This window comes from Klebsiella pneumoniae, from assembly GCF_000742135.1.
Taxonomy (GTDB): Bacteria; Pseudomonadota; Gammaproteobacteria; order Enterobacterales; family Enterobacteriaceae; genus Klebsiella; species Klebsiella pneumoniae.
The window spans coordinates 2471575-2497380 of sequence record NZ_KN046818.1 but is presented as its reverse complement, the minus strand read 5'-3'; the positions used below and the strand labels follow the sequence as shown (position 1 = coordinate 2497380).

Genomic DNA, 25806 nt, shown 5'->3' with positions numbered 1-25806 from the left:
GCATAGGCCGTCGTCCGGCGCGGCTACCACTCTGGCAATGCCAAACCGTCAGTGAAAATGGCAGGAATAATGAGGTGGGGGCGCTGGCGATCACAAATCCGCACATCGGGCGCGTGCCGAGGGCCGGAATAGATTATCGTGCCCCTGCGCCATAGGTTGTTCAGGATTTGCTGTAATGATGACACTGACCGTTGAGTATTATTTCACCCATCCCCAGGATAAGCTCGGCATGTACGCCAGTGACCCTGAGGATAATAGCCAGGAGCATGGCCATGAATTTGCCGAACTGGTGATCGTCGAGGAGGGGCATGGGTTACACGTTATTAATGGTCGCCCGCTGTATATCCAACAGGGAGACGTATTTTACGTCCAGCCTGGCGATGTGCATTATTATGATGAGCTGGGGACGCTGAAGCTGATTAATGTCTTAATTAATCCGGCGGTGGCCTTTGGCTATTTACAGCAGATGGAGGGATTGCTGCAGCAATTATCCGCGCAGCGCGCCGCCTGCTATGGCTGGCTGGCGCCGGAGACTCGCAGCTATTGCCGGGAACTGGTGGAAAAGATATTTTCCCCGGCGCTGAGGGCGGCGGATAATACCCCGCTACGGGAGTCTCTCTTTTTCCAGCTGGTGACCACCATTCTCACAGCCGAGTCGGAAGCCGAATATAGCAGCACTCGCTATAAACTGCATAAATTACTCACCTGGCTTCAGGAGCACTGTTTCGAAGAACATAACTGGCAGCAGCTGGCGGAGCAATTTCATCTCACCACCCGCACCGCGTTTCGCCATATTAAAGAGGCCACCGGATTAACCCCGGATAATTATCTGAAACGTCTGCGGCTGGTCTCCGCGCGGGTCAAATTACGCGAAACGGAGATGACCATTACCGAAGTGGCTTATCTGTGCGGCTTCGCCAACAGCAACCACTTTACCACCCTGTATAAAAAAGTGTTTGGCCTGACCCCCAGCGCCGATCGCCGCCGCCCACCGGGTTAAAAGGGGGCCGCAGGCCGGGCAGGGGAAAAACCGGCCGCCCGCGGCAAGTCACGCTTATTCGTCGAGGGAGTTTGCCCGCACATGACGGCCGCTGGCGACAAAATTGCCGGTGCCAAGATGATGCAGGGTATTGAGCTTATCGTCGTCGAATTGCCAGCGTCCGGTGACGAACGCGCGCTCATCGGCGGCGGCAGAGACCACCTCCCCGAACAGGGTGTCGTACTGGGGGTCTGGGCCGCCGTCGCCGGCAGCAACCGGCACTCCATCCATGCCAGACATTTCTCCTCGATCAGCGGCAGCCCCAGCTCCGGGCCGGTCACTACCGGGATCCCCCAGGCATTGAATTTGTCCTCATCGCGGCCGCTGACGCTGCCGACGGCGTAGGTCCAGCTGGCGGCTGCGACGCCGGGAACCACAATGCCGAAGGTGCCATTGCGCTCGATGATCTCCCGCGTCCAGGTGCTTTTATCCACCACGATAGCCACCCGCGGCGGGGCGAATTCCACCGGCATTGACCAGGCGGCGGCCATTACGTTGCGCCGGTCGGACGGGGCATCGTAGCTGGTGATCAAAATGGTTGGGCCGTGGTTGAGCAGGCGGCTGGCGTACTGCAGTTCAACGTGGCGAAAGCGGCTCATAGGCGTTCCTTGAATAATGGGTCGGTTGGCAGGTAACACGTTAAGCCGCAATGAAAATGTAATCAATACGTCATCTCGTCTGACTATAGTCGCCAGCACTAAGTCCCAAAGAGGATCACAATATGTTGGCTCCCCTGATGCTATCTCAGGTGAGCGTGCCCCGTCGGATGTCGACCGCCGGGCTGGTCTCGCTGTCCCGAAAGGGAGGGCGATGATGCGCACGCTGACCCCTATCACCCTGCAGGAGGTCTCTTTCGCCTTCGCAGAGACCCCCATTCTTGACCGCTTCACGTTGCATATCGAACCCGGCCGCATCGTGGCGCTACTGGGCCCTTCCGGCTGCGGCAAAAGCACGCTGCTGCGTCTGCTGGCCGGGCTGAGCGTGCCGGCCAGCGGCGAAATCCGCTTTGGCGACAGGCTGGTCGCCCGCGCAGGATGGGGATTGCCCCCGGAGCAGCGCGATATCGGCATGGTTTTTCAGGATTATGCCCTCTGGCCGCATATGAGCGTGGCGCAGAACGTCGCCTTTCCGCTGCGCATGCGCGGCGTCTCCCGCAGCGAACGCGAGCGCCGGGTCAGCGAGGCGCTGGCGCGGGTAGGCCTCAATGGCTTTGCCGAACGTAAGCCTTCAGGCCTCTCCGGCGGTCAGCAGCAGCGGGTGGCGCTGGCGCGGGCGATCGTCGCCGCGCCGCGGGTGCTGCTGTTTGATGAACCGCTCTCCAACCTGGACAGCGAACTACGCGAATCGCTGTGTGGCGAAATGAGCCGCCTGCTGCGACAGCTCGGCATCACCGCCCTGTATGTCACCCATGACCGACGTGAAGCCGAGCTGTTAGCCGACCAGATTGTTTATTTATCCGCGGGCCGCGTGGCCGCTGTCCGCGCCGTTACGCCAACCTCAGGGGAAGTTGCATGAACACCGTTATGACCGTTAAGAAAGGAGTGGTACTCGCGATGGCTCTCTCCGCCATGATGCTCTCCAGCGCCCATGCGCTGACCGTTTACACCGCCGGACCCGGCTCGCTGGCGAAAAGCCTGGCCAGCGGTTTTGAACAACAGACCGGGGTGAAGGTGACCGTTTTTCAGGCCACCACCGGCAAAGTGATGGCCCGACTGGAGGCCGAGCAGGCCAACCCGCAGGCGGATGTGCTGATCTCCGCCTCGTGGGATACCGCCGAAGATCTGCACCAGCGGGGCTGGTTGTTGCCTTTTGCGAGCGCCAACGCCGACCAGGTACCGGCGAACCTGAAATCGGCGGACTATATCGCCCAGGGCGTCTCCGCCCTGGGTATTGTCTGGAACAGTAAAAGCGGCACCCCGGAACCGAAAGAGTGGCGGGATCTCACCCAGCCGGCGTTTAAAGACAAGGTGACAACCCCCGACCCGGCGCTCTCCGGTGCGTCGCTGGATTTGCTGATCGGGCTGCAAAACAGCATGGGCGACCAGGCCTGGCAACTGTTTGACGATCTGAAAAAGAACGGCATGGTAGTCAGCGGACCCAACGCCCAGGCGGTGACGCCGGTGATGCAGGGAGCGAAAGCGGCGGTGTTTGGCGCGGTGGATTATGTCTCCTACGGCAATATTCAGCAGGGCGAGTCGCTGAAGGTGATCTTCCCGGCCAGCGGAACGGTGATTGCCCCGCGCCCGATGATGATCCTCAAAACCAGCCAGCATCCCGGCGAGGCCAAAGCCTTTATCGATTACGTGCTGTCGCCGGAAGGTCAGGCGAGGGTTGCCGATGCCTGGCTGATGCCCGCCCGCCGCGACGTGGCGGCTAAACGTCCGCTACTGGACGCGCTGAAGGTGCTACCCACCACCAGCGAGGGCAGCAGCGAGCGGGGCGCCGTGCTCGCCCGCTTCAGTCAGCTGTACGCGCAGTAATTGATCCCGTTTCTCCGGCGCTGGCCGCCGGAGGACCCTCAGCTTCAGGAACCGGTTGTGAAACAAACATTCCTTTCCGGCGCGACCCTTGCCGCCCTGGTGATGCTGGTCGCGTTACCGTTAGTGTTTATTCTGCTGCAGGCGATTTTTCCCCATTTTAGCGCCGGTTCGCTCGGGGACGCCTTTGGCGGCATCCCGGCGCTGCTGGCCGATCCTCAGCTGCCGGCGATGCTCGGCGGTACGCTGTGGATCGCCGCCGGCGTGGCGCTGGTCAGCGTAATGATTGGCCTGCCGCTCGGCATCCTGCGCGGTATGTTTTCGCTGCCGCTGCCCCGGCTGTGGGATCTCCTGTTTTTGATCCCCTTTCTGACGCCGCCCTATATCTCGGCGCTCTCCTGGATGCTGGCCCTGCAAAGCTAGGGCTATCTGCAGCAGCTGACCGGCTGGCAGCTGAACGATCTGCTGTTCAGCCGCAGCGGGATCGTGCTGGTGATGACCTTTAATATATTTCCGGTGGTCTACTTTGCCGTCTCCCGCAGCCTGCTGGCGAGCGGGACCCGGCTGGCGGTGGTCGCCCGCGTCCATGGCGCCAGCGCCTGGCGCGCCTTCTGGCACGTGACGCTACCGATGCTCTCTCCGGCGCTGGCGGCGGGGATGCTGCTGGCGTTTACCCTCGCCATCGAGGAGTTTGGCGTACCGGCGGCGCTGGGCAGCCGGGCGGGAGTGGTGATGCTGACGGTCGGTATTGAGAAAAAGCTGGCCGACTGGCCGGTGGATCTCCCTGGCGCCGCGCTATTGTCGCTGCTGCTGATGGCGGTGGCGTTGTTCGCCTGGTGGCTGCAAAGGCGGCTGGTGGGGGAGAAAGAGGTCACCAGCGTCACCGGTAAGCCGGGGGAGAACCACGGGGCATCGCTGGGCTGGATGATGCTGCCCGCCGTGCTGGCGATGGCGGCCGTCGGCGGCCTGGCGGTCGGCGTCCCCGCCGTCTCGATGATGCTCACCAGCGTGATGGGCACGCTCTCCGGTGGCGTGAGTGTTGAGAATGTCACGCTGCGTCATTTCGCGGCGCTGTTTGACCAGCAGGGAGATGCCCTTTCGGCCCTCGGCACCAGCCTGTCGCTGGCCCTGGGTTCGGCGCTAATCGTCGGCGCGCTGGGCCTGCTGGCCGCCTGGCTGGTGATGGTGCAGAAGATTAAAGGGCGCGGGATGGTGGACGCGCTGTCGCTGATGCCGGCGGCGCTGCCGGGCGTGGTGGTGGGGGTCGGTTTGATCCTGCTGTGGAATCAGCCCTTCTGGCCGCGCTCGCCCTATAACACGCTGTGGATGCTGCTGCTCTCCTATTGCTGCCTGCTGTTGCCCTGGCCGGTGCGCTATGTCGGCAGCGCGCTGCGCCAGCTGGGCCCGAACCTTGAGCCCGCCGCCAGGGTACACGGGGCGTCGCCACTGCAGGCGCTGCGGTTGATTGTCCTGCCGCTGGTCTTTCCGGCGCTGCTGGCGGCGATGCTGATGGTGTTCGCGGTGGCCTCCCGGGAGCTGGTGACCTCGCTGCTGCTCTCTCCGGCCGGTACGCAAACCGTGGCGGTGTTTATCTGGCGCCAGTTCGAACAGGGTTCCGTCGGTCAGGGCATGGCGATGGCCAGCCTGACGTTGTTGACCGGTCTGGTCCTGATGCTGACGGCGCTGGCGCTGATGCAGCGCCGCACGTGCGGTTAACGCTAAGCGCACAAAAAAGACGGTCGGCGCGGAAAAATAGGCTATAAATGTCGCACACCTACAGCTGGAGGCCCTGATGAGTCCCTTTTTACGCGCCTATTTTTCCCGTCTGAGCTGGACGGGTGAGCCTGATGTTTCCATTGATACCCTGCGGGAACTGCATCTGCAGCATAACAGCGCCATCCCCTTTGAAAACCTCGACGTCCTGCTTCCGCGTGAAATCCACCTTGACGATGGGGCGCTGGAAGAGAAGCTGATCGCCGCCCGCCGCGGGGGGTATTGTTTTGAACAGAATGGCCTGCTGGAGCGCGCGCTGCGCGAGATAGGCTTTAACGTCCGCAGCCTGCTGGGCCGCGTGGTGCTGGCCAACCCGCCGCAGATGCCGCCGCGTACTCACCGTCTGTTGCTGGTGGAGGTGGCGGGGGAGCGCTGGATCGCCGGCGTCGGCTTCGGCGGCCAGACGCTGACCGCGCCGATCAAACTGCTGGCCGATATCCCACAGCAAACGCCGCACGGCAGCTATCGTCTGGTGCATGAAGGGGATGAGTGGACGCTGCAGTTCAACCATCACGAACACTGGCAGTCGATGTACCATTTCGATTTAGGCCGCCAGTATGCGTCTGATTATGTGATGGGCAACTTCTGGTCGGCGCACTGGCCGCAGTCCCACTTCCGTCACCATCTGCTGATGTGTCGTCATCTGCCGGACGGCGGCAAAATGACCCTCACCAACTTCCACTTTACCCACTGGGAGAATAACCATGTGGTGGAGAAGGTCGATTTTGCCGATGTCTCCGCGCTGTATGAAGCGCTGCAGACCCGTTTCGGCCTGGGGGTGGACGATCCTAAACATGGCTTCAGCGAAGCGGCGCTGGCGGCGGTGATGGCGGCGTTCGATACCCATCCGGAAGCCGGGAAGTAAATCTCCTCATGCCCGGCGGCGCTGCGCCTGCGCGGGCCTGCGAGGTATGAGCCTGTGAGAGGCCCCTGTAGGCCGGGCAAGGCGTAGCCGCCACCCGGCGAAATTACAGGAACCGTGCCTGATATCTTGCCCGGCGGCGCTGCGCTTGCGCGGGCCTACGGGGTATGAGCCTGTGAGAGGACCCTGTAGGCCGGGTAAGGCGACAGCCGCCACCCGGCGAAATTACAGGTACCGTGCCTGATATCTTGCCCGGCGGCGCTGCGCTTGGGCGGGCCTACGGGGTATGAGCCTGTGAGAGGACCCTGTAGGCCGGATAAGGCGTAGCCGCCACCCGGCGATACAGGTACCGTGCCTGATATCTTGCCCGGCGGCACTGCGCTTGCGCGGGCCTGCGAGGTTTGAGCCTGTAAGAGGACTCTGTAGGCCGGGTAAGGCGACAGCCGCCACCCGGCGAAATTACAGGTACCGTGCCTGATATCTTGCCCGGCGGCGCTGCGCCTGCGCGGGCCTGCGAGGTATGAGCCTGTGAGAGGACCCTGTAGGCCGGGCAAGGCGTAGCCGCCACCCGGCGAAATTACAGGAACCGTGCCTGATATCTTGCCCGGCGGGCGCTGCGCTTGTGCGAGTCTACGGGGTATGAGCCTGTAAGAGGACCCTGTAGGCCGGGCAAGGCGACAGCCGCCACCCGGCGAAATTACAGGTACCGTGTTTGATATCTTGCCCGGCGGCGCTGCGCCTGCGCGGGCCTACGGGGTATGAGCCTGTGAGAGGCCCCTGTAGGCCGGATAAGGCGTAGCCGCCATCCGGCATAAAGCCTGGAGCCAGGTACGATAAATACCCGGACTTGGCGCGAAGGCCTCGTCCGGGCTACCGGTAAGGATGAATGGTAAACGCCGCCAGCGCTCAGCGCCGGGAGCGTACCACCTGGTAACGCCGGGTGAAATATTCCACCGGCGCGCTCCAGACGTGAACCAGGCGGGTGAAGGGGAAGATCAGAAAGATGGTCATTCCGAGCACCAGGTGGACGCGGTAAATCCATGCGACACCGTCCAGATGCGCCGAGGCGCCGCCGTGGAAGGTGACCACCGCCTGCGCCCAGTCCACCAGCTTGAGCATTTCGCTGCCGTCCGGATGCTGGGCGGAGAAGGGGATGGTCGTCAGCCCCAGCGCGCACTGAATCAGCAGAATGCACAGGATCAAAATATCCGTGGTCGTGGAGGTGGCGCGAATTCGCGGGTTGGTCAGGCGGCGCATCAGCAGGCCGATACCGCCTACCAGGGTCAGCACGCCGCAGATGCCGCCAAGGATCATGGCCATCAGCTGCTTCTGGGACATCGGCAGGAACCACGAGTAGACCCAGCGTGGGGTCAGCATGCCAAAGAGATGGCCAAAGAAGATGCCGAGAATGCCGATATGAAATAAGTTCGACCATAGCACCATCCCGCGCTTATCCAGCATCTGGCTGGATGAGGCGCGCCAGGTATACTGCCCGTAATCGTAGCGCAGCCAGCTGCCCACCAGAAAGACGGTGCCGCACAGGTAAGGGTAGATATCGTAAAAGAAGAGGTTCAGATACTGGATCATTTCGGGCCTCCGGCGCGGATGTCAACGTACTGCGGCGCCACATCCTGACTAAAGCGTCGTTGATAAGCTTGCATCGACGAGCTATCGCAAGCGGTCGCATTATCTTCGATAAACTTCACCTGCTCTTCTTCCCACACGGCGTCCAGCGCCTGACGGGTATCGTCGCGCTTTTCTCCCGCCACCTGTTTTGTGACACCGTCACTGGTGAGCGGGCTTTTAGCCAGCGCCAGCAGGGCGTCAAACAGCTGGTAGTACGGGCAGGCTCGCTGCTTAAGACGGCCGCCGATCAGCGCCAGAATCGGCGCGATATTCTGCAGCCCCTCCCGAGCCTCCGCGGGAGGTAGAATACTGAGATACTCCAGATACAGCGGCAGATGGTCGGGCAGCTCGCGACAATCGATCTGCAGACCCGCCTGCTGATACTGATTCATCAGGTCGACCATCGCCTGGCCGCGGTCGCGGGATTCGGCATGCACATGTTCAAACAGCAGCAGCGAGGTGGCGCGCCCGCGCTCGAACACCTCGCACCATTCGGCCTGGCGATCCAACAGCGGAGCCGTCAACAGCTCACCGACAAACGGCGTCAGGGAAGGGACATCGGCCCTGATCAGCGCCAGGGCGTCGTCGCGGTTCTCCCACAGTAACTCGTCGGGGTACTCCAGCAGCAGACCGATCACTTTCAGGATCCGCATCACTCGCCCTCCCCATGCTTACGCACGCCGCTGACGTCGATGGCGTCGATCCGCCGGCTGTTAAACAGGTTGAATTTCGTATCTGACCCGTGGCAGCCATCGCCGAAGGTAAAGCCGCAGCCGTTACGTTCCGGAAAGGCATCCTCCGCCAGTTCGCGATGGCTGGTGGGGATCACGAAGCGGTCTTCGTAGTTGGCGATCGCCAGATAGCGATACATCTCTTCGACCTGCTCAACGCTGAGGCCCACCTCTTCAATGGCCCGGGTATCGGTGACGCCCTCGACGGTTTGCGAGCGCTTGTAGTGGCGCATCGCCATCATCCGTTTCAGCGCGCGCAAGACCGGTCCGGTATCGCCGGCGCTCAGCAGATTCGCCAGGTATTGCACCGGGATGCGCAGACTCTCAACCGCCGGCAGGATGTTGCCGTTGCTCGGTAAGCCGCCGGCGTCGGCAACCGACTGGATCGGCGACAGGGGCGGCACGTACCAGACCATCGGCAGGGTGCGATACTCCGGATGCAGCGGCAGGGCCAGCTTCCAGTCCATCGCCAGCTTATAGACCGGCGACTTCTGCGCCGCCTCAATGACGTTGTGCGGGATCCCTTGCTTTAGCGCTTCCTCGATGACCGCCGGATCGTTTGGATTAAGGAACACCTCGCACTGGCGCTCATAGAGGTCGGTTTCATGTTCGGTACTAGCCGCCTCTTCAATACGGTCGGCGTCATACAGCAGTACGCCAAGATAGCGGATGCGCCCGACGCAGGTTTCTGAGCAGACCGTTGGCTGCCCGGACTCAATGCGCGGATAGCAGAAGATACATTTTTCCGACTTACCGCTCTTCCAGTTAAAGTAGATTTTTTTGTACGGGCAGCCGCTGATGCACATCCGCCAGCCGCGGCATTTATCCTGATCGATCAGTACGATGCCATCTTCCTCACGCTTGTAGATGGCGCCGCTCGGGCAGGTGGCCACGCAGCTCGGGTTGAGGCAGTGCTCGCACAGGCGCGGGAGATACATCATGAAGGTATTTTCGAACTGGCCGTACATCTCTTTTTGCATGGCTTCGAAGTTACGGTCGCGGGCGCGTTTCTCGAATTCGCCGCCGAGCAGCTCCTCCCAGTTCGGGCCCCAGTTAATCTTATCCATACGCTCGCCGCTGATCAGCGAGCGCGGGCGGGCGGTCGGCAGATATTTGCCCTCCGGCGCGTTGTGCAGGTGCTGGTAGTCGTAGGTAAAGGGTTCGTAGTAATCGTCGATCGCCGGCAGCACCGGGTTGGCGAAAATCTTCGATAACACGCTGACCCGATTGCCGAGGCGGGGCGTCAGCTTACCGCTAATGCCGCGGATCCAGCCGCCTTGCCACTGATCCTGGTCCTCCCAGTTTTTGGGGTAGCCAATGCCCGGTTTGGTCTCCACGTTATTGAACCACGCGTACTCCATGCCTTCGCGGCTGCTCCAGACGTTTTTACAGGTGACCGAGCAGGTGTGACAGCCGATGCATTTGTCCAGATTCAGCACCATTCCAACCTGAGAACGGATTTTCATTTTTTCGCCTCCTGTACCTGATCGCGACCTTCGTCATCCAGCCAGGCAATATTCTTCATTTTGCGGATCATGATGAACTCGTCGCGGTTCGATCCGACGGTGCCGTAATAGTTAAAGCCATAGGCCAGCTGGGCGTAGCCGCCAATCATGTGCGTTGGCTTCGGACAGACGCGGGTTACCGAGTTATGAATGCCGCCGCGACGACCAGTCACTTCCGAACCCGGGATATTCATAATCCGTTCCTGAGCGTGGTACATCATGGTCATCCCCGGCGGCACCCGCTGGCTCACCACCGCCCGCGCGGTGAGAGCCCCGTTGGCGTTGAACGCTTCAATCCAGTCGTTATCTTCAATGCCCAGCTCTTTCGCGTCGGTTTCGCTAAGCCAGACGATCGGCCCGCCGCGCGACAGCGTCAGCATCAGCAGGTTTTCGCTATAGGTGGAGTGGATCCCCCACTTCTGGTGCGGCGTCAGGAAATTCAGCGCTTTTTCCGGAAAGCCGTTTGGCGGCACGGCCTTCATCTGGCTGACGCTGCGGGTATCAATGGGCGGGCGATAGGCTACCAGGCTTTCGCCGAAGGCGCGCATCCACGGATGGTCCTGATACAACTGCTGGCGGCCGGAGAGGGTGCGCCATGGGATCAGCTCATGCACGTTGGTATAACCGGCATTGTAGGAGACGTGCTCGCTTTCCAGTCCCGACCACGTCGGGCTGGAGATAATTTTGCGCGGCTGCGCCTGAATATCGCGAAAGCGGATCTTCTCATCCTCTTTATTGAGCGCCAGATGGGTATGATCGCGCCCGGTAAACTCTCCCAGCGCCTGCCAGGCTTTCACCGCCACCTGGCCGTTGGTTTCCGGGGCGAGGCTAAGAATAACTTCGGAGGCGTCAATGGCGCTGTCGATCCGCGGCCGGCCTTTGGCCGGACCGTCGGGCTTGACGTAGTTAAGCTTGCCGAGGAAATCGACTTCGCTTTGCGTATTCCACGAAATGCCTTTCCCGCCGTTGCCAAGCTTATCGAGCAGCGGGCCGAGTGAGGTGAAGCGTTCCCAGGTGGCAGGATAGTCGCGTTCCACCAGGGCAATCGACGGTGCGGTTTTCCCGGGGATCAGATCGCATTCGCCCTTGCGCCAGTCAAGCACCTCGAACGGCTGCGACAGTTCGCCGGGGGAATCATGCTGCAGTGGGACCAGCACCACATCGGTCTCTTTGCCGAGATGGCCAACACAGACCTGCGAGAAGGATTTAGCGATATCCTTGTAGATCACCCAGTCGCTCTTTGCCTCCCAGGCCGGGTCGACGGCGGCGGAGAGCGGGTGGATAAACGGGTGCATGTCCGAGGTGTTCATATCGTCTTTTTCATACCAGGTGGCGGTCGGCAGGACAATATCGGAGAAGAGACAGGTACTGGACATGCGGAAATCCAGCGTCACCAGCAGGTCGAGTTTGCCCTCAATCGCCGCGGTCTGCCACTCGACTTCCTCAGGTTTTACCTCATCGCTGGCGCCCAGTTCATCACCCTGAATACCGCTGTCGGTCCCGAGCAGGTATTTCAACATGTACTCATGCCCCTTACCGGACGATCCCAGCAGGTTTGAGCGCCAGATAAACAGGTTGCGCGGATGGTTTTTGCCGCTATCCGGCTGCTCGGCGGCAAAGCGAATATCGCCTGATTTTAACGACTGGACGGTGAACTCCGCGGGGGAGAGCCCGGCGGCCTCGGCCTGCTGCTTAATGGTCAGCGGGTTGACGTTGAGCTGGGGCGCAGAAGGTAACCAGCCCATCCGTTCCGCACGGACGTTGAAGTCGATAAGGCTGCCGCTAAATTTGCTGGCGTCGGCCAGCGGCGACAGCAGCTCCTGCGCGGTCAGTTTTTCGTAGCGCCACTGGCTGGCGTGGTTGTAGAAATAAGAGGTACTGTTCATCTGCCGCGGCGGACGACTCCAGTCCAGGGCGAACGCCAGCGGCAGCCAGCCGGTCTGCGGGCGCAGTTTCTCCTGACCGACATAGTGCGACCAGCCGCCGCCGCTCTGGCCGACGCAGCCGCAAAATACCAGCAGATTAATCATCCCGCGGTAGTTCATATCCATGTGGTACCAGTGGTTCACCCCGGCGCCGAGGATAATCATTGAGCGGCCGTGGGTCTTATGCGCCGTATCGGCAAACTCGCGGGCGATTTGTTCGATATGTTGACGCGGTACGCCGGTGATCTGCTCCGCCCATGCCGGGGTATAGGCTTTGACCTCGGCGAAATCCTTCGCCGCATTGACATCGTCAAGCCCGCGATCCAGACCGTAGTTGGCCAGAATCAGGTCATAGACGCTGACCACCAGGCCGCTTTCGCCACTGGCCAGCGTCAGCTGTTTAGCCGGTAGCGGGTGAAGGGTCACCGGTGACTGCGATACGCTGCGAAAATGCGGGTTTTCGTTGCCGCCAAAGTAGGGGAAGCCCACCGACACCACGCTGTCGCGAATATCCAGCAGCGACAGCTTAAGCTCGACATCTTTGCCGTCTGCCCGTTGTTCGAGATTCCATTTGCCTTTTTCGCCCCAGCGAAAGCCGATGGAGCCGTTCGGCGCCACCAGTTCGCCGTCGCTGTTATAGGCCACGGTTTTCCATTCCGGGTTATTACTTTCCCCGAGACCGTCAAGCAGGTCGGAAGCACGCAGCATACGGCCCGGCGTATAGCTGCCGTCGTCGCGCGGCTCGAGTATCACCAGCATCGGCATGTCGGTGTAGGTCCGGCAGTAGTTGAGAAAGTAATCGCTCGGGTTATCGAGGTGGAAGGCTTTGAGGATCACATGGCCCATGGCCATCGCCAGCGCGCTGTCGGTGCCTTGCTTCGGCGCCAGCCACTGGTCGCAGAGCTTAGCGACTTCCGAATAGTCCGGCGTGATGGCGATAGTTTTGGTGCCCTTGTAGCGCACTTCGGTAAAGAAGTGGGCGTCCGGGGTTCGGGTCTGCGGCACGTTGGAGCCCCAGGCAATAATGTAGCTGGAGTTGTACCAGTCGGCGGATTCCGGCACGTCGGTCTGTTCGCCCCAGGTCATCGGCGAGGCGGGGGGCAGATCGCAGTACCAGTCATAAAAGCTCAGGCAGGTGCCGCCAATCAACGATAAATAGCGAGTGCCCGCGGCGTAGGAGACCATCGACATCGCCGGGATCGGCGAGAAGCCGGCGACGCGGTCCGGGCCATAATGTTTGATGGTCCAGACGTTGGCGGCGGCGATGAGCTGGTTCAGCTCTTTCCAGCTGGAGCGGACAAAACCGCCTTTGCCGCGCGCCGCTTTATAGCTGCGGGTTTTTGCCGGATCCTGCATGATGCTATCCCATGCCAGGACCGGGTCGGGATGCTGCGCCAGGGCTTCGCGCCACAGCTCAATCAGTCGTTTACGCGCCAGCGGGTACTTCAGGCGGTTGGCGCTGTAGAGATACCAGGAGTAGCTGGCGCCGCGCGGGCAGCCGCGCGGTTCGTGATTTGGCAGATCCGGCCGGGTGCGCGGATAATCGGTCTGCTGGGTTTCCCAGGTAACGAGGCCGTTTTTGACGTAAATTTTCCAGCTGCAGGAGCCGGTGCAGTTCACACCGTGCGTGGAGCGGACAATTTTGTCGAACTGCCAGCGTTGACGGTAGCTATCTTCCCAGTCACGGTTGTTGTTGTAGACCTGGCCGTGGCCGTTGGCAAAGGTCTCGCCCTTCTGCTTAAAGTAGCGAAAGCGATCCAGAAGTTTACTCATGACATTTCTCCTGCTCCGATGATGTCCGGCATCGTGCCACCCGGCCGGATGAGCGAACGAACTCGTAAGGCCGGATAAGGCGTAAGCCGCTATCCGGCAGATAAATCGTTATGGTTAAGCGGGTTTACGGCGGCCGTAGACCAGCCAGGTCACCAGCACGCAAACCACATAGAAGACAAAAAAGACTTTCATCGCGCCAACCGGTGAGCCGGTCATCGCCAGCGAAGTGCCGAAGGCTTTCGGAATAAAGAAGCCGCCGATGGCGCCGATCGCCGAGATAAAGCCCAGCGCGGCAGCGGTATCGGTCACCGCCTCGTGCTGCGCTTCTTCATCGCTGCCGCCGCGCTGTTTTACGCTGTCGATGGTGAGCTGGCGGAAGATGACGGCGATCATCTGGAAGGTGGAGCCGCTTCCCAGACCGGCGGTTAAAAAGAGCCCCATAAACACCACGTAGAAAGCGAGAAAGCTGCCGGAGCCGCTGCCTGGCAGGGTCAGAAACAGCAGGCCGGTAAACAGCGCCATCAGGACGAAGTTAACCAGCGTCACCCGCACGCCGCCGAGACGGTCGGAGATGATCCCGCCGAACGAGCGCGCCAGCGCGCCGATGAACGGTCCAAAGAAGGCGAGCTTGAGGATATCGACCGCGGGAAACTGGGTTTTCGCCAGCATGGCAAAGCCGGCGGAAAAGCCGATGAACGAGCCAAACGTCGCCAGATAGAGCAGGCTTAACAGCCACATATGCGGTCGCTTGAGCACGGGAAGCTGATCGCGAATCGAGGCCTTTGAACCGGCGATATCGTTCATGCCGAACCATGCCGCGACGGTGGCGAGCAGCAGCAGCGGTACCCAGACGAGCGCCGCATTACTCAGGGTGATTGTCGAACCATCGGGCTGGGTGACGCCATGGACGCCGAGAAAGGTGAAGAGCGGCAGGAAGATGACCGCCGGGGCGACCATCTGCATCACGCTTACGCCCAGATTGCCAAGGCCGCCGTTGACTCCCAGCGCGCTGCCCTGTTTCGCTTTTGGGAAAAAGAAACTGATATTTCCCATGCTGGAAGCATAATTCGCTCCGGCAAAACCGCACAACAGCGCAATAATAATAAATACCCATAACGGAGTAGTAATATTCTGGATTGCCACCCCTAACCAAATACAAGGCACGATCAGGATAACGGTACTTAATACGGTCCAGTAGCGCCCGCCAAAAAGGGGTACCATAAAGGAGTAGGGGACCCGTAATATCGCGCCGGAAAGTGAAGGCAGGGCGGTTAATAAAAAAAGCTGGTCGGTGGTGAATTGAAAACCGACCTTATTGAGATTGACCGCTACGGCGCTGAATAACATCCATACGCAGAAAGCAAGTAGCAGACAGGCCACTGATATCCATAGATTTTTTCGCGCAATGGTTTTGCCTTTATTTTCCCAGAACGCCTTGTTTTCAGGCCGCCAGTTGTTCAAAAGGTAATGATTATCTTTATCATTCTGCACCGACATATTGCCCTCTACTTGCCCGGAAAGGAGTAAATAAATAAGGTCAACAGCTGAATACAAGGGGATAGTGAATAACGCTTAATTTGCGTTATCTATGAAGCGTAGATAAAAAAAACGTGCTGACAGAGAGCACGTGGTAAGCGTAGCGGAATTAATTGTTACTAAATGTAAATATGCCTAAAACAACTCCAGCGTAATCATCTTATTTACATAGCGGCTAAACGCCGCCTCATCCAGGGCCTGCGCGTCCAGCGCATAAATCCCGTCGAGGCCGCACACCAGGGCGATAAAGCGCCAGGCGATATCCGCCGCAGGCTCAGCCGACCGAAATTCGCCGCTGGCGAGGCCCTGCTCGATGATGGCGACGGTCTCGGCATGCCACATATTCATGGTCAGCAGGTAGGCCGCTTTGATGTCCGGATCGCTGTCGGCCAGCACCTGGCCTTCGCGCCACAGGCGGATATAGGGTTCCAGTCGGCCATCCTCGCTGCCGATCATCGAGAACAAGCGCTCGCGCCAGCTGGCGTCCTCAGCCACCAGCGGCATGTCGAGCATCTCGCGGATCAGGCGGATGAAAACCTGCGCTTTCAGCTCGCCGATGGAGGTGAAGTGGTGGTGCAGCTGCCCGGCGGCCACCTGGGCTTCGCGGGCGATCTGCCGCACGGTCATGGCGGCAAAGCCGCCGCGCAGCGCCAGGCGCATGGCGGCCTGCATAATCCCTTCCCTTCGCGCATCACGTTGTAAATAGTGCATAGAACCCCGCTGTCATCTGGCTTTGGCCGAGTGTAACAAAAGGTTGGACATGTGTTCAACAATCCGGCAGGATCGCCATCCTGGACGTGTGTCCAATATTCAATATTGATTGAGGTACAAGCTATGTCACGGCAATGGATGACGCTGATGGCGATTTTGCTGGTTTATATTCCGGTGGCGATTGACGCTACGGTGTTGCATGTGGCCGCGCCGACCCTCAGCGTGGCGCTGGGTAGCAGCGGCAATGAGCTGTTGTGGATCATTGATATCTACTCATTAGTGATGGCCGGGATGGTGCTGCCGATGGGCGCCCTTGGCGATAAGATCGGCTTTAAGCGCCTGCTGCTGCTCGGCAGCGCCATTTTTGGCATCGCCTCGCTGTGCGCCGCGCTGTCGCCGACGGCCATGACGCTGATTGCCTCACGCGCTTTGCTGGCGGTGGGGGCGGCGATGATCGTCCCGGCGACGCTGGCCGGGATCCGCAGCACCTTTGCCGAGGCCAGCCAGCGCAATATGGCGCTGGGGCTGTGGGCAGCGGTCGGCTCCGGCGGCGCAGCCTTCGGCCCGCTGGTGGGCGGTATCCTGCTGGAGCATTTCTACTGGGGGTCGGTGTTCCTGATCAATGTGCCGATCGTGCTGGTGGTTATCGCGATTAACGCGAAAGTGGTGCCGCGCCAGCCCGCGCGCCGCGAACAGCCGCTCAATCTACTGCAGGCGCTCGTTTTGATTGCCGCGATCCTGATGCTGGTGTTTAGCGCGAAATCGGCGCTGAAGGGCCAGCTGGCGCTGTGGCTCACCGCGCTGGTGGCGCTCGGCGGGGCGGCGATGTTAACCTGGTTTCTCCGCAAGCAGCTGTCGGCGGCCCGCCCGATGGTGGATATGCGCCTGTTCACCCATCGCATAATCTTAAGCGGGGTGATGATGGCGATGACGGCCCTGATTACCCTGGTCGGTTTTGAGCTACTGATGGCCCAGGAGCTGCAGTTTGTGCACCAGAAAACGCCGTTCGAGGCGGGGATATTTATGCTGCCGGTAATGGTGGCCAGCGGCTTCAGCGGCCCGATTGCCGGCCTGCTGGTGTCGCGGCTTGGGCTGCGCGAGGTGGCGACCGGCGGGATGCTGCTCAGCGCCTTCAGCTTTCTCGGCCTGGCGTTGACCGATTTCAGTACCCAGCAGTGGCTGGCCTGGGGGCTGATGACGCTGCTGGGCTTTAGCGTGGCCAGCGCGCTGCTGGCCTCCAGTTCCGCGATTATGGCGGCAGCGCCGAAGGAGAAAGCGGCGGCCGCCGGGGCGATTGAAACCATGGCCTATGAGCTGGGCGCCGGTCTCGGCATAGCGCTGTTCGGCCTGATCCTGACCCGCAGCTACAGCGCCTCTATTGCGCTGCCGTCTGGCCTGAGTGGTGCCATGGCGCAGCAGGCGGCGTCATCGATTGGCGAGGCGGTGAGTCTGTCCCAGGCGCTGCCCGCCGGGGTGGCGCAGGCGCTGATGGCGGCGGCGAAGACGGCTTTTATTCAGGCTCATAGCCTGGTGCTGGCGACGGCGGGTGTATTGCTTCTGCTGCTGGCCGCCGGGATCTGGCGCAGCCTCGCCACCGTGGCGAAACCGCAGTCGGCGCTATAGCTGCAGCGACAGATCCATCGCCGCGCGCCGTAGCGGAGCGAGGGCCTTCTCTTTTAACGCCGCGGCGCAGACCGTCGCGGCAGGTACCCCGACATTCAGGGCGGCCACCACCTGACCGTGACGCGACAGCACGGGTACCGCCAGCGAGCACAAGCCTACCTCGATCTGCCGGTCGGCGAGGGCATAGCCCTGCATGCGCACCCGAGCGATCTCTGCACGTAAACCGGACAAATCGCACAGGGTATGCGGAGTGTAGCGAATAAGCGTAGCCCGTGACAACGTCACTTCCAGCTGTTCCTCCGGCAGCGCGCTCAGCAACACCCGCCCCATCGACGTGGCCCACGCCGGCAGGCGGCTGCCGCGCCCCAGATCGATGCTCAGTAAATTATTGACCGCCGCGCGGGCAATATAGAGCACGTTATCCCCGTCGAGCGTGGCCGCCGAACAGGATTCGCCGAGCGCTTTGCCAAGATTATCCAGCGCCGCCTGCGCCACCTTGGCCAGCGGCGTGCCTGCCAGATAGGCGTGGCCGACGGCCAGCACCCGGGGGAGCAGTTCATAGCTACGGCCACCCGGACTGTGCACCATGCCCAGCGCGGCGAGGGTATACAAACAGCGGCGTACCGCCGCGCGCGAGATTTGCGTTTTCTGGCTGAGCTGGGAAATGGTCAGCCGCTGGCGCTGGGGGGTGAAGGCGTTAAGGACCTCCAGCCCGCGGGCCAGAGATAGCATAAAGTTAGGGTCGTGCTCGGCCTGCCTGGCGCTCAGCGTATTGGGGATATTGTCGCTCATCGCATCCTTCTCCGTTGCAGCGTAAAGCTCACGGCAGATCACTATACCTTGCGCAAAATGGGGCGCGCTGAATTGTGCCGGTTTTACCACCACGATCACATTAATAACCGTCTTTTAACAAACGCGTCGATAATCGCACAACATTTCGATTATCGCCGTTGACCATCCGCCAGGCTGAACCCTATTGTCAATGGCACAGACCCCCGTTATGGATGTGGGTACAAAAAGTTATATATCTCATCAGGAACAGAAGATGACTGCCACCGTAGAGCAAATCGAGAGCTGGATTGTGGATGTCCCGACCATCCGGCCGCATAAATTGTCGATGACCACCATGGGCTGCCAGTCGCTGGTGATTGTGCGCCTTACCCGTTCCGACGGCATCTGCGGCATCGGCGAAGCCACCACCATCGGCGGCTTGAGCTATGGCGTTGAGAGCCCCGAGGCCATCTTGTCAGCGATCACCCATTATCTGACGCCGCTGTTGAAAGGGCAGCCGGCCGATAACCTGAATGCGCTGACCGCCCGCATGAACGGCGCCATTAAAGGCAACACCTTTGCGAAGTCCGCCATCGAAACCGCACTGCTCGACGCCCAGGGCAAAGCCTTAGGTCTGCCGGTATCAGCCCTGCTCGGCGGCGCGCTGCAAACGGCGTTGCCGGTGCTGTGGACCTTAGCCAGCGGCGATACCGCGAAAGATATCGCTGAAGGAGAGAAACTGTTGGCCGAAGGCCGCCACCGGGCGTTCAAACTGAAGATCGGCGCGCGTGAACTCGCCACCGACCTGCGTCATACCCGCGCCATCGTTGAAGCGTTAGGCGACCGCGCCAGCATCCGTGTCGACGTCAACCAGGCCTGGGACGCCGCCACCGGCGCGAAAGGCTGCCGCGAACTGGCGGCGATGGGCGTCGATCTTATCGAACAGCCGGTCAGCGCCCACGATAATGCCGCCTTGGTGCGGTTAAGCCAGCAAATTGAAACCGCGATCCTCGCGGATGAAGCGGTCGCGACCGCCTACGATGGTTATCAGCTGGCGCAGCAGGGCTTTACCGGCGCTTACGCGCTGAAAATCGCCAAAGCCGGGGGGCCGAACAGCGTGCTGGCGCTGGCCCGCGTCGCGCAGGCGGCAGGGATTGGCCTGTACGGCGGCACCATGCTGGAAGGCACCGTAGGGACCGTGGCTTCTCTGCACGCCTGGTCGACGCTGCCGCTGCAGTGGGGTACCGAGATGTTCGGCCCGCTGTTGCTGAAAGACGATATTGTCAGCGTGCCGCTCACCTTTGCCGACGGTCAGGTGGCGCTGCCGCAAACGCCGGGACTTGGCGTCGAGCTGGATGAAGACAAACTGCATTTTTATACCCGCCAGCCGTAGCGGGGAACAGGAGAAAAAAATGTTATTTAAAGTGGAGATGACCTTCAATATTCCGCCTGGCTTTCCCGCCAACGAGGCGGAGGAAATAAAACAACGCGAAAAAGCCTATTCGCAACAATTACAGCGGGAAGGCAAATGGCGGCATATCTGGCGCGTTGCCGGCCTTTATGCCAACGTCAGTATTTTCGATGTTCAAGATGCCGAAGAATTGCATCAAATATTAATGGGATTGCCGCTATATCCCTTTATGGCGATAAAAGTCGAAGCCCTCTGTCGTCATCCGTCATCAATTCGCGATGACGATCGCTAATAATAATATCTGACCTCACGCCGGTATTACCGGCGTATACCCTGCAAAATATAAGAGAGAGCCAGTATGAGTAATGTATTCGTACAACAGCCAGCTATTCAGAAATTATTACGCGACAGTGCCGGATTAGATGTTGCCGGCGGCGATGAACGTTTTAAGGCGATTATTCATCGTCTGCTGGAAAATATCTGCACGCTCATCGACGACTATAACGTTACGGAAGAAGAGTTCTGGCACGCGGTAAACTATTTGCACGAGCTGGGCGGGCGTCAGGAGGCGGCGCTGCTGGCGGCGGGTCTGGGACTGGAGCATTTCCTCGATCTGCGCCAGGACGCCATCGACGCGGCAGCGCATCGGGAAACCGGCACCCCGCGCACCATCGAAGGGCCGCTGTACGTGGCTAATGCGCCGCTGGCCGAGGGTCACGCCCGCATGGATGATGGCGCCGACGCCGGAGAAGTGATGTGGCTGCACGGTGAAGTCAAAGACACCGAAGGCCGGCCAGTGGCCAACGCTATTGTTGATATCTGGCACGCCAACACCCTCGGAAATTATTCCTTCTTCGACCCAGGCCAGAGTGAGTACAACCTGCGCCGGCGGATCCGCACCGGCGCCGATGGCCGCTACAGCGTGCGCAGCATCATGCCCTCCGGCTACGGCTGCCCGCCGGATGGCCCAACCCAGAAACTGCTGGACAGACTGGGTCGCCACGGCAACCGTCCGGCGCACATTCACTTTTTCGTCTCCGCGCCGGGTCATAAACATCTGACCAGCCAGATTAACCTCAATGGCGATAAATACCTGTGGGACGATTTTGCCTTTGCCACCCGCGACGGCCTGATTGCCGATCCGGTAAAAGTGACCGACCGCGAGATCATCGCGCAGCGCAATCTTGAGGGAGAGCACACCGAGGTTTGTTTTGATTTCACCCTGTGTAAAGCGCTGAGCGCCGACGAAGAGCAGCGCGGGATCCGCGTGCGCGCCAAAGAGTAAGCGGCATTATCGGCCCCGGGCACGCTACTGCCCGGGCCAGATATTGCACTCGAAAACGAAGAATTCACCCTGTTTCTTTCATCCTGAATCCTGCAGGAGGGACCGACTCATGCAAAAAACGCTCTCGACGCTCAAAGACAAAATCAATAATGCCTTAGTTGTCGACCGTGAAAATCATATTTACCGCTGCCATCGCTCTATATTTACCGACCCGCAGCTGTTTGAATTTGAAATGAAGCATATTTTCGAAGGTAACTGGGTATTTCTCGCTCATGAAAGTCAAATTCCCCAGCCGGGTGATTATTATACCCTGACGCTGGGACGGCAGCCGGTTATTATTACCCGCGATAAAAAGAATGAGCTGCACGCGCTAATTAACAGCTGCGCCCACCGCGGCGCCATGTTATGTCGACGCAAAACCGGGAATAAAAATTCGTTTACCTGTCCGTTTCACGGCTGGACCTTCAGCAATAACGGCAAATTATTAAAAGCCAAAGATGAGAGCACCGGCGGCTATCCGCCGAGCTTTAAACAAGACGGCTCCCACGACCTGCAAAAATTGCCGCGTTTTCAGTCTTACCGCGGTTTCTTATTCGGTAGCCTCAAGGCCGACGTGCAGCCGCTGGAGGCCTATCTCGGAGAAACCTGCAAGATTATTGACCTGATCGTCGACCAGGCGCCGGAGGGGCTCGAGGTACTTAAGGGTTCGTCGAGCTATGTATATGAGGGCAACTGGAAACTGGGCGCGGAAAACGGCGCCGATGGCTATCACGTCAGCGTGGTCCACTGGAACTACGCCTCAACCATGTCACGCCGCAACTATGAAGCGGAAGGGACGCACACGGTGGATGCCAACGGTTGGTCAAAAAGCCTCGGCGGCGGCTATGGATTTGATAACGGCCATATGTTGTTGTGGACCCGGGCGCTCAACCCGGAAGTGCGCCCGGTCTATGCCCACCGCGAACGGCTGCAGGCGGAATTTGGCGAACGCCGTGCCGACCAGATGGTCAACGAAACCCGCAACCTGTGCCTGTACCCCAATGTCTACCTGATGGATCAGTTCTCGACGCAAATCCGCGTGATCCGCCCCATTGCGGTGGATAAAACCGAAGTCACCATCTGGTGCTTTGCGCCGAAAGGGGAATCCGACCAGGCCAGAGCGCTGCGTATCCGCCAGTACGAGGATTTCTTTAACGTCAGTGGAATGGGGACGCCGGACGACCTCGAAGAGTTCAGCGCCTGCCAGCGCGGCTTTCTCGGCGAAAATCTGCCATGGAGCGATCTCAGCCGCGGCGCGCTGCGCTGGGTCGATGGCGCGGATGAGCATGCGCAACATGCCGGCTTTTCACCGCGGTTAAGCGGGGTGAAATCGGAGGACGAAGCGCTGTACATCGCCCATCACCACCACTGGCAGACGCTGATGCTGGCGGCCATTGAACAGGAACAACAGCGTTACGACCAGTCCATTACCCAGCGCGTGGAGGTGGCCTGATGCTTAACCTCGAACAGGTTCGCCAGTTTCTTTACTACGAAGCCCGTCTGCTGGACGATCGTCAGTGGGACGAATGGCTCAGCTGCTACAGCCCGCAGGTGGTCTACTGGATGCCGGCATGGGGCGACGATGACCAACTGACCCGCGACCCGCAAAAAGAAATTTCGCTTATCTACTACCCCAACCGCGAAGGGCTGGAGGATCGCGTCTACCGCATTAAAACCGAACGTTCCGGCGCCAGTACGCCAGAGCCGCGCACCACCCACATCATCAGCAACGTTGAGCTGCTGGGCGAAAGCGACGAGGGTCTGGAGTTGCGCTACAACTGGGTCACCTGGAGCCATCGCTATCAGCACACTGATGCCTATTTTGGCTCTACCTGCTGCACGCTAATCGAACAGGACGGCAGACCGCAGATCGTCCGCAAAACCGTGCGCCTGAATAACGATTATATCCGTCAGGTGATTGACGTTTACCACATTTAAGAGGCGCTTATGACCTTCAATATTGCTCTTAATTTTGAGGACGGCGTAACCCGTTTTATTCAGTGCAATGCCGGAGAGAAGGTGCTGGATGCCGCCTATCGCCAGAAGGTGAATCTGCCGATGGACTGCTCGGACGGCGTTTGCGGTACCTGCAAATGCCACTGCGCCAGCGGTGAGTACGACCTGGGTGAAGATTATCTCGACGAGGCGTTAAGCGACGACGAAGCGCAGGCCCGCCAGGTGCTGACCTGTCAGATGGTCCCGACCAGCGACTGCGTGATCGATGTGCCGGTGGCCGCTGCCCAGTGCAAAACGGCCCTGGCGACGCTCGGGGCGCAGGTGCGGCAGGTGAATTTACTGTCCGATACCGCCATCGAACTGGTGGTCGCCCTCGATGAGCCGCTGGCCTTCCTGCCGGGGCAGTACGTCAACATTCAGGTGCCGGGTACGCCTCATGTCCGCGCCTACTCATTTAGCTCGCAACCGGGTTCCCTCGAAGGGCGTTTTCTGATCCGTAACGTGCCTGGCGGGATGATGAGCCAGTGGTTAACCCAGCGGGCGCGGCCCGGCGATCGTCTTACCCTCAGCGGCCCGATGGGCAGCTTCTATCTGCGCCACGGCGAACGTCCGCTGCTGATGCTAGCGGGCGGTACCGGCCTGGCGCCGCTGCTCTCCATGCTCCATACCCTGCAGACACAGGGCAGCCAGCGTCCGGTGATGCTGCTGTACGGTGTTACTCGTGACTGCGATCTGGTGAAAACCGACGCGCTGGATACCTTTACTCAACAGCTGACGGGGTATCGTTGGCTACCGGTGGTGGCCGATGAAAACAGCACTTGCCCGCAGCGCGGCTTTGTCACCGACCATCTCGACGACGCGATGCTGAACAACGGCGACGTGGACATCTATCTCTGCGGCCCGCCGCCGATGGTTAACGCGGTTGCCACGGCGTTGCGCGACCGCGGGATCACCCCGGCGGGGTTTTGGTATGAGAAATTTATCGCCAGCCAGAGCGCGGCGGCATAAGGAGGCAAAATGCGTTTTACCGATAAAGTCGTCGTCATCACCGGCGCGGCGCAGGGCATTGGTCGCCAGACGGCGGAGCAGGCGGCTGCAGAAGGCGCGGCCCTGCTGCTCATCGATCGCTCGTCATACGTCCATGAGCTGGCGGCGACGCTGGCGCAATCCGGCTGTCTGGTGCTGGCGCTGGAGGCGGATCTGGAAGCGTGGGAAAGTACCGAGCAGGCGTTTGCCGCCGGGGGCGCTCATTTTGGCCGTATCGACGTGCTGATCAACAACGTTGGGGGCACCATCTGGGCGCGCCCCTTTGCCGAATATCAGCCGGAGCAGATTGAGAAAGAGATCCGCCGCTCGCTGTTCCCCACGCTGTGGGGCTGCCGCGCGGCGCTGCCATGGATGCTGAAGCAGGGCAAAGGCAGCATCGTCAACATTTCGTCGGTGGCGACGGCGGGAGTGAATCGGGTGCCGTACTCGGCGGCGAAAGGCGGCGTTAACGCGCTGACCCGCTCGATTGCCATGGAGTACAGCGGCAGCGGTATTCGGATTAACGCCGTGGCCCCGGGCGGGACCGAGGCGCCGCCGCGCCTGACGCCGCGTAACGAAGAGCAGCCGAGCGAGCAGGAAAAGGCGTGGTATCAGCAGGTCGTCGATCAGACGGTGGCGAGCAGTCTGCTGCACCGGTACGGCACGCTGGCGGAACAGGCGAATGCGATCCTGTTTCTCGCCAGCGATGAGGCCAGCTATATCACCGGCGTGACGCTGCCGGTAGCCGGAGGCGATCTCGGCTAACGGCGGGTGGCGTACCAGCAGAGCAGGGAGCCGAGACATACCATCCCGGCCCCCTGCCAGAAGGACCACGACAGGGTCGCACTCAGCAGGATCGCCGCCAGCGCAGAGGAGAGCACCGGCGTGAAGTAGGAGGCCGCCGCCAGCAGGCTGACGTTGCCGTGCAGGATGCCAACGTTCCACGCCGCGTAGGCCAGCCCCAGCGCCACGGAGACCGTCATCAGCTTAATGACCACCGGCCAGCTAAACAGCATCGGCGGCTGGTCGCTGGCGAGGAATTTCAGCCATAGCGTCAGGGCGGTTAACAGGACGAACAGCGTAATGGCGTTTTTACCGCGGGCATATTTGGCCGTCACCGTGCAGTAGGCGGCCCAGATAAATGCCCCGACAAAGGCCAGCAGATAGCTAAGCGGGCTGGAAATGACGTTACTGATAATCTCATCGGGCTGTAGCCCATGCTCACCGCCCAACACCCAGCCAACGCCCAGCAGGGCGAGAATCAGGCCGGGGATCACCAGCCAGCTGCTTTTCTGGCCGTTAAAGAGAATGGCGAATAAAATCGTCAGGCTGGGCCACAGGTAATTGACCATCCCCACCTCAATGGCCTGCTGGCGGCTGGCGGCATAGCCCAGCGACAGCGCGAGGCAGATTTCATAGCTGACAAACAGCACGCTGCCGGCCAGCAGATAGCGACGCGGGATCTGGCGCAGGTTGGGAAAGCCGACGGTAAAGATCAGCAGCAGGCCGCTAAGGCTGTAAATCATCGCCGCGCCGCCGACCGCTCCCAGTCCTTCGCTGACGCCGCGAATCAATCCGACCATCGTGCTCCATAAGATAATGGCGGCGAAGCCGATCGTCGTGGCTCTCTTTTTCTCCATGCTTTTCCTGATGGTTACGCAAATGCAGCCGGCATATATATCATCTTTTTATCGGTGAGGGGCGAAATTTTCCGCCGTTGCTAACCCTTAGGGATTA

Annotated in this window: 20 protein-coding genes and 2 pseudogenes; 13 read left to right on the top strand and 9 right to left on the bottom strand. The window is 60.3% G+C overall.

Annotated features, from left to right (window positions below):
* The first annotated feature begins 175 nt into the window (after positions 1 to 175).
* Complete coding sequence (locus DR88_RS13645; RefSeq protein WP_004180112.1) at positions 176 to 1000, top strand: helix-turn-helix domain-containing protein; 825 nt, start codon at positions 176 to 178, stop codon at positions 998 to 1000.
* 54 nt (positions 1001 to 1054) lie between these two features.
* Here the strand turns inward: DR88_RS13645 and DR88_RS13650 are convergent.
* Positions 1055 to 1638, bottom strand: a pseudogene (locus DR88_RS13650) (flavin reductase family protein).
* A 211-nt stretch (positions 1639 to 1849) separates the two neighbouring features.
* Between DR88_RS13650 and DR88_RS13655 the strand changes: the two are divergent.
* The 4 genes and pseudogenes from DR88_RS13655 (at position 1850) to nhoA (ending at position 6154) form a co-directional block, all read left to right on the top strand.
* Positions 1850 to 2554, top strand: coding sequence for an ABC transporter ATP-binding protein (locus DR88_RS13655; protein WP_004189827.1), 705 nt, complete (start codon positions 1850 to 1852; stop codon positions 2552 to 2554).
* Positions 2551 to 3519 carry an ABC transporter substrate-binding protein gene (locus DR88_RS13660; protein ID WP_004180110.1) on the top strand — a complete coding sequence of 323 codons (969 nt, stop codon included), beginning with the start codon at positions 2551 to 2553 and terminating at the stop codon, positions 3517 to 3519. The genes DR88_RS13655 and DR88_RS13660 overlap by 4 nt, the downstream gene beginning before the upstream one ends.
* A gap of 57 nt (positions 3520 to 3576) precedes the next feature.
* A pseudogene (locus DR88_RS0125865) lies at positions 3577 to 5232 on the top strand (ABC transporter permease).
* 76 nt (positions 5233 to 5308) lie between these two features.
* On the top strand, positions 5309 to 6154 hold the full coding sequence (gene nhoA, locus DR88_RS13665; protein ID WP_032443892.1) for an N-hydroxyarylamine O-acetyltransferase: 846 nt from the start codon (positions 5309 to 5311) through the stop codon (positions 6152 to 6154).
* Positions 6155 to 7057: 903 nt separating this feature from the next.
* Here nhoA and narI read toward each other — a convergent pair.
* From narI to DR88_RS13695, 6 genes are all read right to left on the bottom strand, one after another.
* Positions 7058 to 7738, bottom strand: coding sequence for a respiratory nitrate reductase subunit gamma (narI, locus tag DR88_RS13670; RefSeq protein ID WP_025862053.1), 681 nt, complete (start codon positions 7736 to 7738; stop codon positions 7058 to 7060).
* On the bottom strand, positions 7735 to 8430 hold the full coding sequence (gene narW, locus DR88_RS13675) for a nitrate reductase molybdenum cofactor assembly chaperone (RefSeq protein WP_025862054.1): 696 nt from the start codon (positions 8428 to 8430) through the stop codon (positions 7735 to 7737). The genes narI and narW overlap by 4 nt, the downstream gene beginning before the upstream one ends.
* A complete protein-coding gene (narH, locus tag DR88_RS13680) occupies positions 8430 to 9974 on the bottom strand; it encodes a nitrate reductase subunit beta (protein ID WP_004148517.1) in 1545 nt (514 codons plus the stop codon). The genes narW and narH overlap by 1 nt, the downstream gene beginning before the upstream one ends.
* A complete protein-coding gene (locus DR88_RS13685; RefSeq protein WP_004148516.1) occupies positions 9971 to 13711 on the bottom strand; it encodes a nitrate reductase subunit alpha in 3741 nt (1246 codons plus the stop codon). The genes narH and DR88_RS13685 overlap by 4 nt, the downstream gene beginning before the upstream one ends.
* A 114-nt stretch (positions 13712 to 13825) precedes the next feature.
* A complete protein-coding gene (locus DR88_RS13690) occupies positions 13826 to 15208 on the bottom strand; it encodes a NarK family nitrate/nitrite MFS transporter (RefSeq protein ID WP_032443891.1) in 1383 nt (460 codons plus the stop codon).
* A gap of 174 nt (positions 15209 to 15382) precedes the next feature.
* Entirely contained in the window at positions 15383 to 15958 is a 576-nt protein-coding gene (locus DR88_RS13695; RefSeq protein ID WP_004888643.1) for a TetR family transcriptional regulator, read from the bottom strand.
* A 123-nt stretch (positions 15959 to 16081) separates the two neighbouring features.
* Between DR88_RS13695 and kmrA the strand changes: the two genes are divergently transcribed.
* Positions 16082 to 17581 (top strand): efflux MFS transporter KmrA, encoded by a 1500-nt coding sequence (kmrA, locus tag DR88_RS13700; protein WP_032443890.1) that lies wholly within the window; start codon positions 16082 to 16084, stop codon positions 17579 to 17581.
* Here the strand turns inward: kmrA and DR88_RS13705 are convergent.
* Complete coding sequence (locus tag DR88_RS13705) at positions 17576 to 18466, bottom strand: IclR family transcriptional regulator domain-containing protein (RefSeq protein WP_073980576.1); 891 nt, start codon at positions 18464 to 18466, stop codon at positions 17576 to 17578. The genes kmrA and DR88_RS13705 overlap by 6 nt on opposite strands.
* Positions 18467 to 18581: 115 nt before the next feature.
* Between DR88_RS13705 and DR88_RS13710 the strand changes: the two genes are divergently transcribed.
* From DR88_RS13710 to benD, 7 genes are all read left to right on the top strand, one after another.
* The gene (locus DR88_RS13710) at positions 18582 to 19745 is read left to right on the top strand and encodes a muconate cycloisomerase family protein (protein WP_004220034.1); all 1164 of its coding nucleotides are present in this window, start codon (positions 18582 to 18584) and stop codon (positions 19743 to 19745) included.
* Positions 19746 to 19764: 19 nt separating this feature from the next.
* On the top strand, positions 19765 to 20055 hold the full coding sequence (gene catC / locus DR88_RS13715; protein WP_025862056.1) for a muconolactone Delta-isomerase: 291 nt from the start codon (positions 19765 to 19767) through the stop codon (positions 20053 to 20055).
* A gap of 66 nt (positions 20056 to 20121) precedes the next feature.
* Positions 20122 to 21048: a catechol 1,2-dioxygenase gene (gene catA, locus DR88_RS13720; protein WP_004175986.1), complete on the top strand. Its 927-nt coding sequence runs from the start codon at positions 20122 to 20124 to the stop codon at positions 21046 to 21048.
* Between the two features lie 109 nt (positions 21049 to 21157).
* Positions 21158 to 22540, top strand: coding sequence for a Rieske 2Fe-2S domain-containing protein (locus tag DR88_RS13725; protein ID WP_004148514.1), 1383 nt, complete (start codon positions 21158 to 21160; stop codon positions 22538 to 22540).
* A complete protein-coding gene (gene benB / locus DR88_RS13730; protein ID WP_025862057.1) occupies positions 22540 to 23025 on the top strand; it encodes a benzoate 1,2-dioxygenase small subunit in 486 nt (161 codons plus the stop codon). Before DR88_RS13725 ends, benB begins: the two co-directional genes overlap by 1 nt.
* Before the next feature lie 9 nt (positions 23026 to 23034).
* A complete protein-coding gene (benC, locus tag DR88_RS13735; RefSeq protein ID WP_004148513.1) occupies positions 23035 to 24051 on the top strand; it encodes a benzoate 1,2-dioxygenase electron transfer component BenC in 1017 nt (338 codons plus the stop codon).
* Positions 24052 to 24060: 9 nt separating this feature from the next.
* The gene (gene benD / locus DR88_RS13740; RefSeq protein WP_025862058.1) at positions 24061 to 24834 is read left to right on the top strand and encodes a benzoate diol dehydrogenase BenD; all 774 of its coding nucleotides are present in this window, start codon (positions 24061 to 24063) and stop codon (positions 24832 to 24834) included.
* Here the strand turns inward: benD and yddG are convergent.
* Positions 24831 to 25709, bottom strand: coding sequence for an aromatic amino acid DMT transporter YddG (yddG, locus tag DR88_RS13745; protein ID WP_002906464.1), 879 nt, complete (start codon positions 25707 to 25709; stop codon positions 24831 to 24833). The two genes, benD and yddG, sit on opposite strands and share 4 nt — an antisense overlap.
* Between the last annotated feature and the right edge of the window lie 97 nt (positions 25710 to 25806).

Bases quoted from the DNA above. Each gene is read 5' to 3' on its own strand.
- DR88_RS13645 (WP_004180112.1), top strand. From the start codon at position 176: ATGATGACACTGACCGTTGAGTATTATTTCACCCATCCCCAGGATAAG.
- DR88_RS13655 (WP_004189827.1), top strand. From the start codon at position 1,850: ATGATGCGCACGCTGACCCCTATCACCCTGCAGGAGGTCTCTTTCGCC.
- DR88_RS13660 (WP_004180110.1), top strand. From the start codon at position 2,551: ATGAACACCGTTATGACCGTTAAGAAAGGAGTGGTACTCGCGATGGCT.
- nhoA (WP_032443892.1), top strand. From the start codon at position 5,309: ATGAGTCCCTTTTTACGCGCCTATTTTTCCCGTCTGAGCTGGACGGGT.
- narI (WP_025862053.1), bottom strand. From the start codon at position 7,738: ATGATCCAGTATCTGAACCTCTTCTTTTACGATATCTACCCTTACCTG.
- narW (WP_025862054.1), bottom strand. From the start codon at position 8,430: ATGCGGATCCTGAAAGTGATCGGTCTGCTGCTGGAGTACCCCGACGAG.
- narH (WP_004148517.1), bottom strand. From the start codon at position 9,974: ATGAAAATCCGTTCTCAGGTTGGAATGGTGCTGAATCTGGACAAATGC.
- DR88_RS13685 (WP_004148516.1), bottom strand. From the start codon at position 13,711: ATGAGTAAACTTCTGGATCGCTTTCGCTACTTTAAGCAGAAGGGCGAG.
- DR88_RS13690 (WP_032443891.1), bottom strand. From the start codon at position 15,208: ATGTCGGTGCAGAATGATAAAGATAATCATTACCTTTTGAACAACTGG.
- DR88_RS13695 (WP_004888643.1), bottom strand. From the start codon at position 15,958: ATGCACTATTTACAACGTGATGCGCGAAGGGAAGGGATTATGCAGGCC.
- kmrA (WP_032443890.1), top strand. From the start codon at position 16,082: ATGTCACGGCAATGGATGACGCTGATGGCGATTTTGCTGGTTTATATT.
- DR88_RS13710 (WP_004220034.1), top strand. From the start codon at position 18,582: ATGGATGTGGGTACAAAAAGTTATATATCTCATCAGGAACAGAAGATG.
- catC (WP_025862056.1), top strand. From the start codon at position 19,765: ATGTTATTTAAAGTGGAGATGACCTTCAATATTCCGCCTGGCTTTCCC.
- catA (WP_004175986.1), top strand. From the start codon at position 20,122: ATGAGTAATGTATTCGTACAACAGCCAGCTATTCAGAAATTATTACGC.
- DR88_RS13725 (WP_004148514.1), top strand. From the start codon at position 21,158: ATGCAAAAAACGCTCTCGACGCTCAAAGACAAAATCAATAATGCCTTA.
- benB (WP_025862057.1), top strand. From the start codon at position 22,540: ATGCTTAACCTCGAACAGGTTCGCCAGTTTCTTTACTACGAAGCCCGT.
- benC (WP_004148513.1), top strand. From the start codon at position 23,035: ATGACCTTCAATATTGCTCTTAATTTTGAGGACGGCGTAACCCGTTTT.
- benD (WP_025862058.1), top strand. From the start codon at position 24,061: ATGCGTTTTACCGATAAAGTCGTCGTCATCACCGGCGCGGCGCAGGGC.
- yddG (WP_002906464.1), bottom strand. From the start codon at position 25,709: ATGGAGAAAAAGAGAGCCACGACGATCGGCTTCGCCGCCATTATCTTA.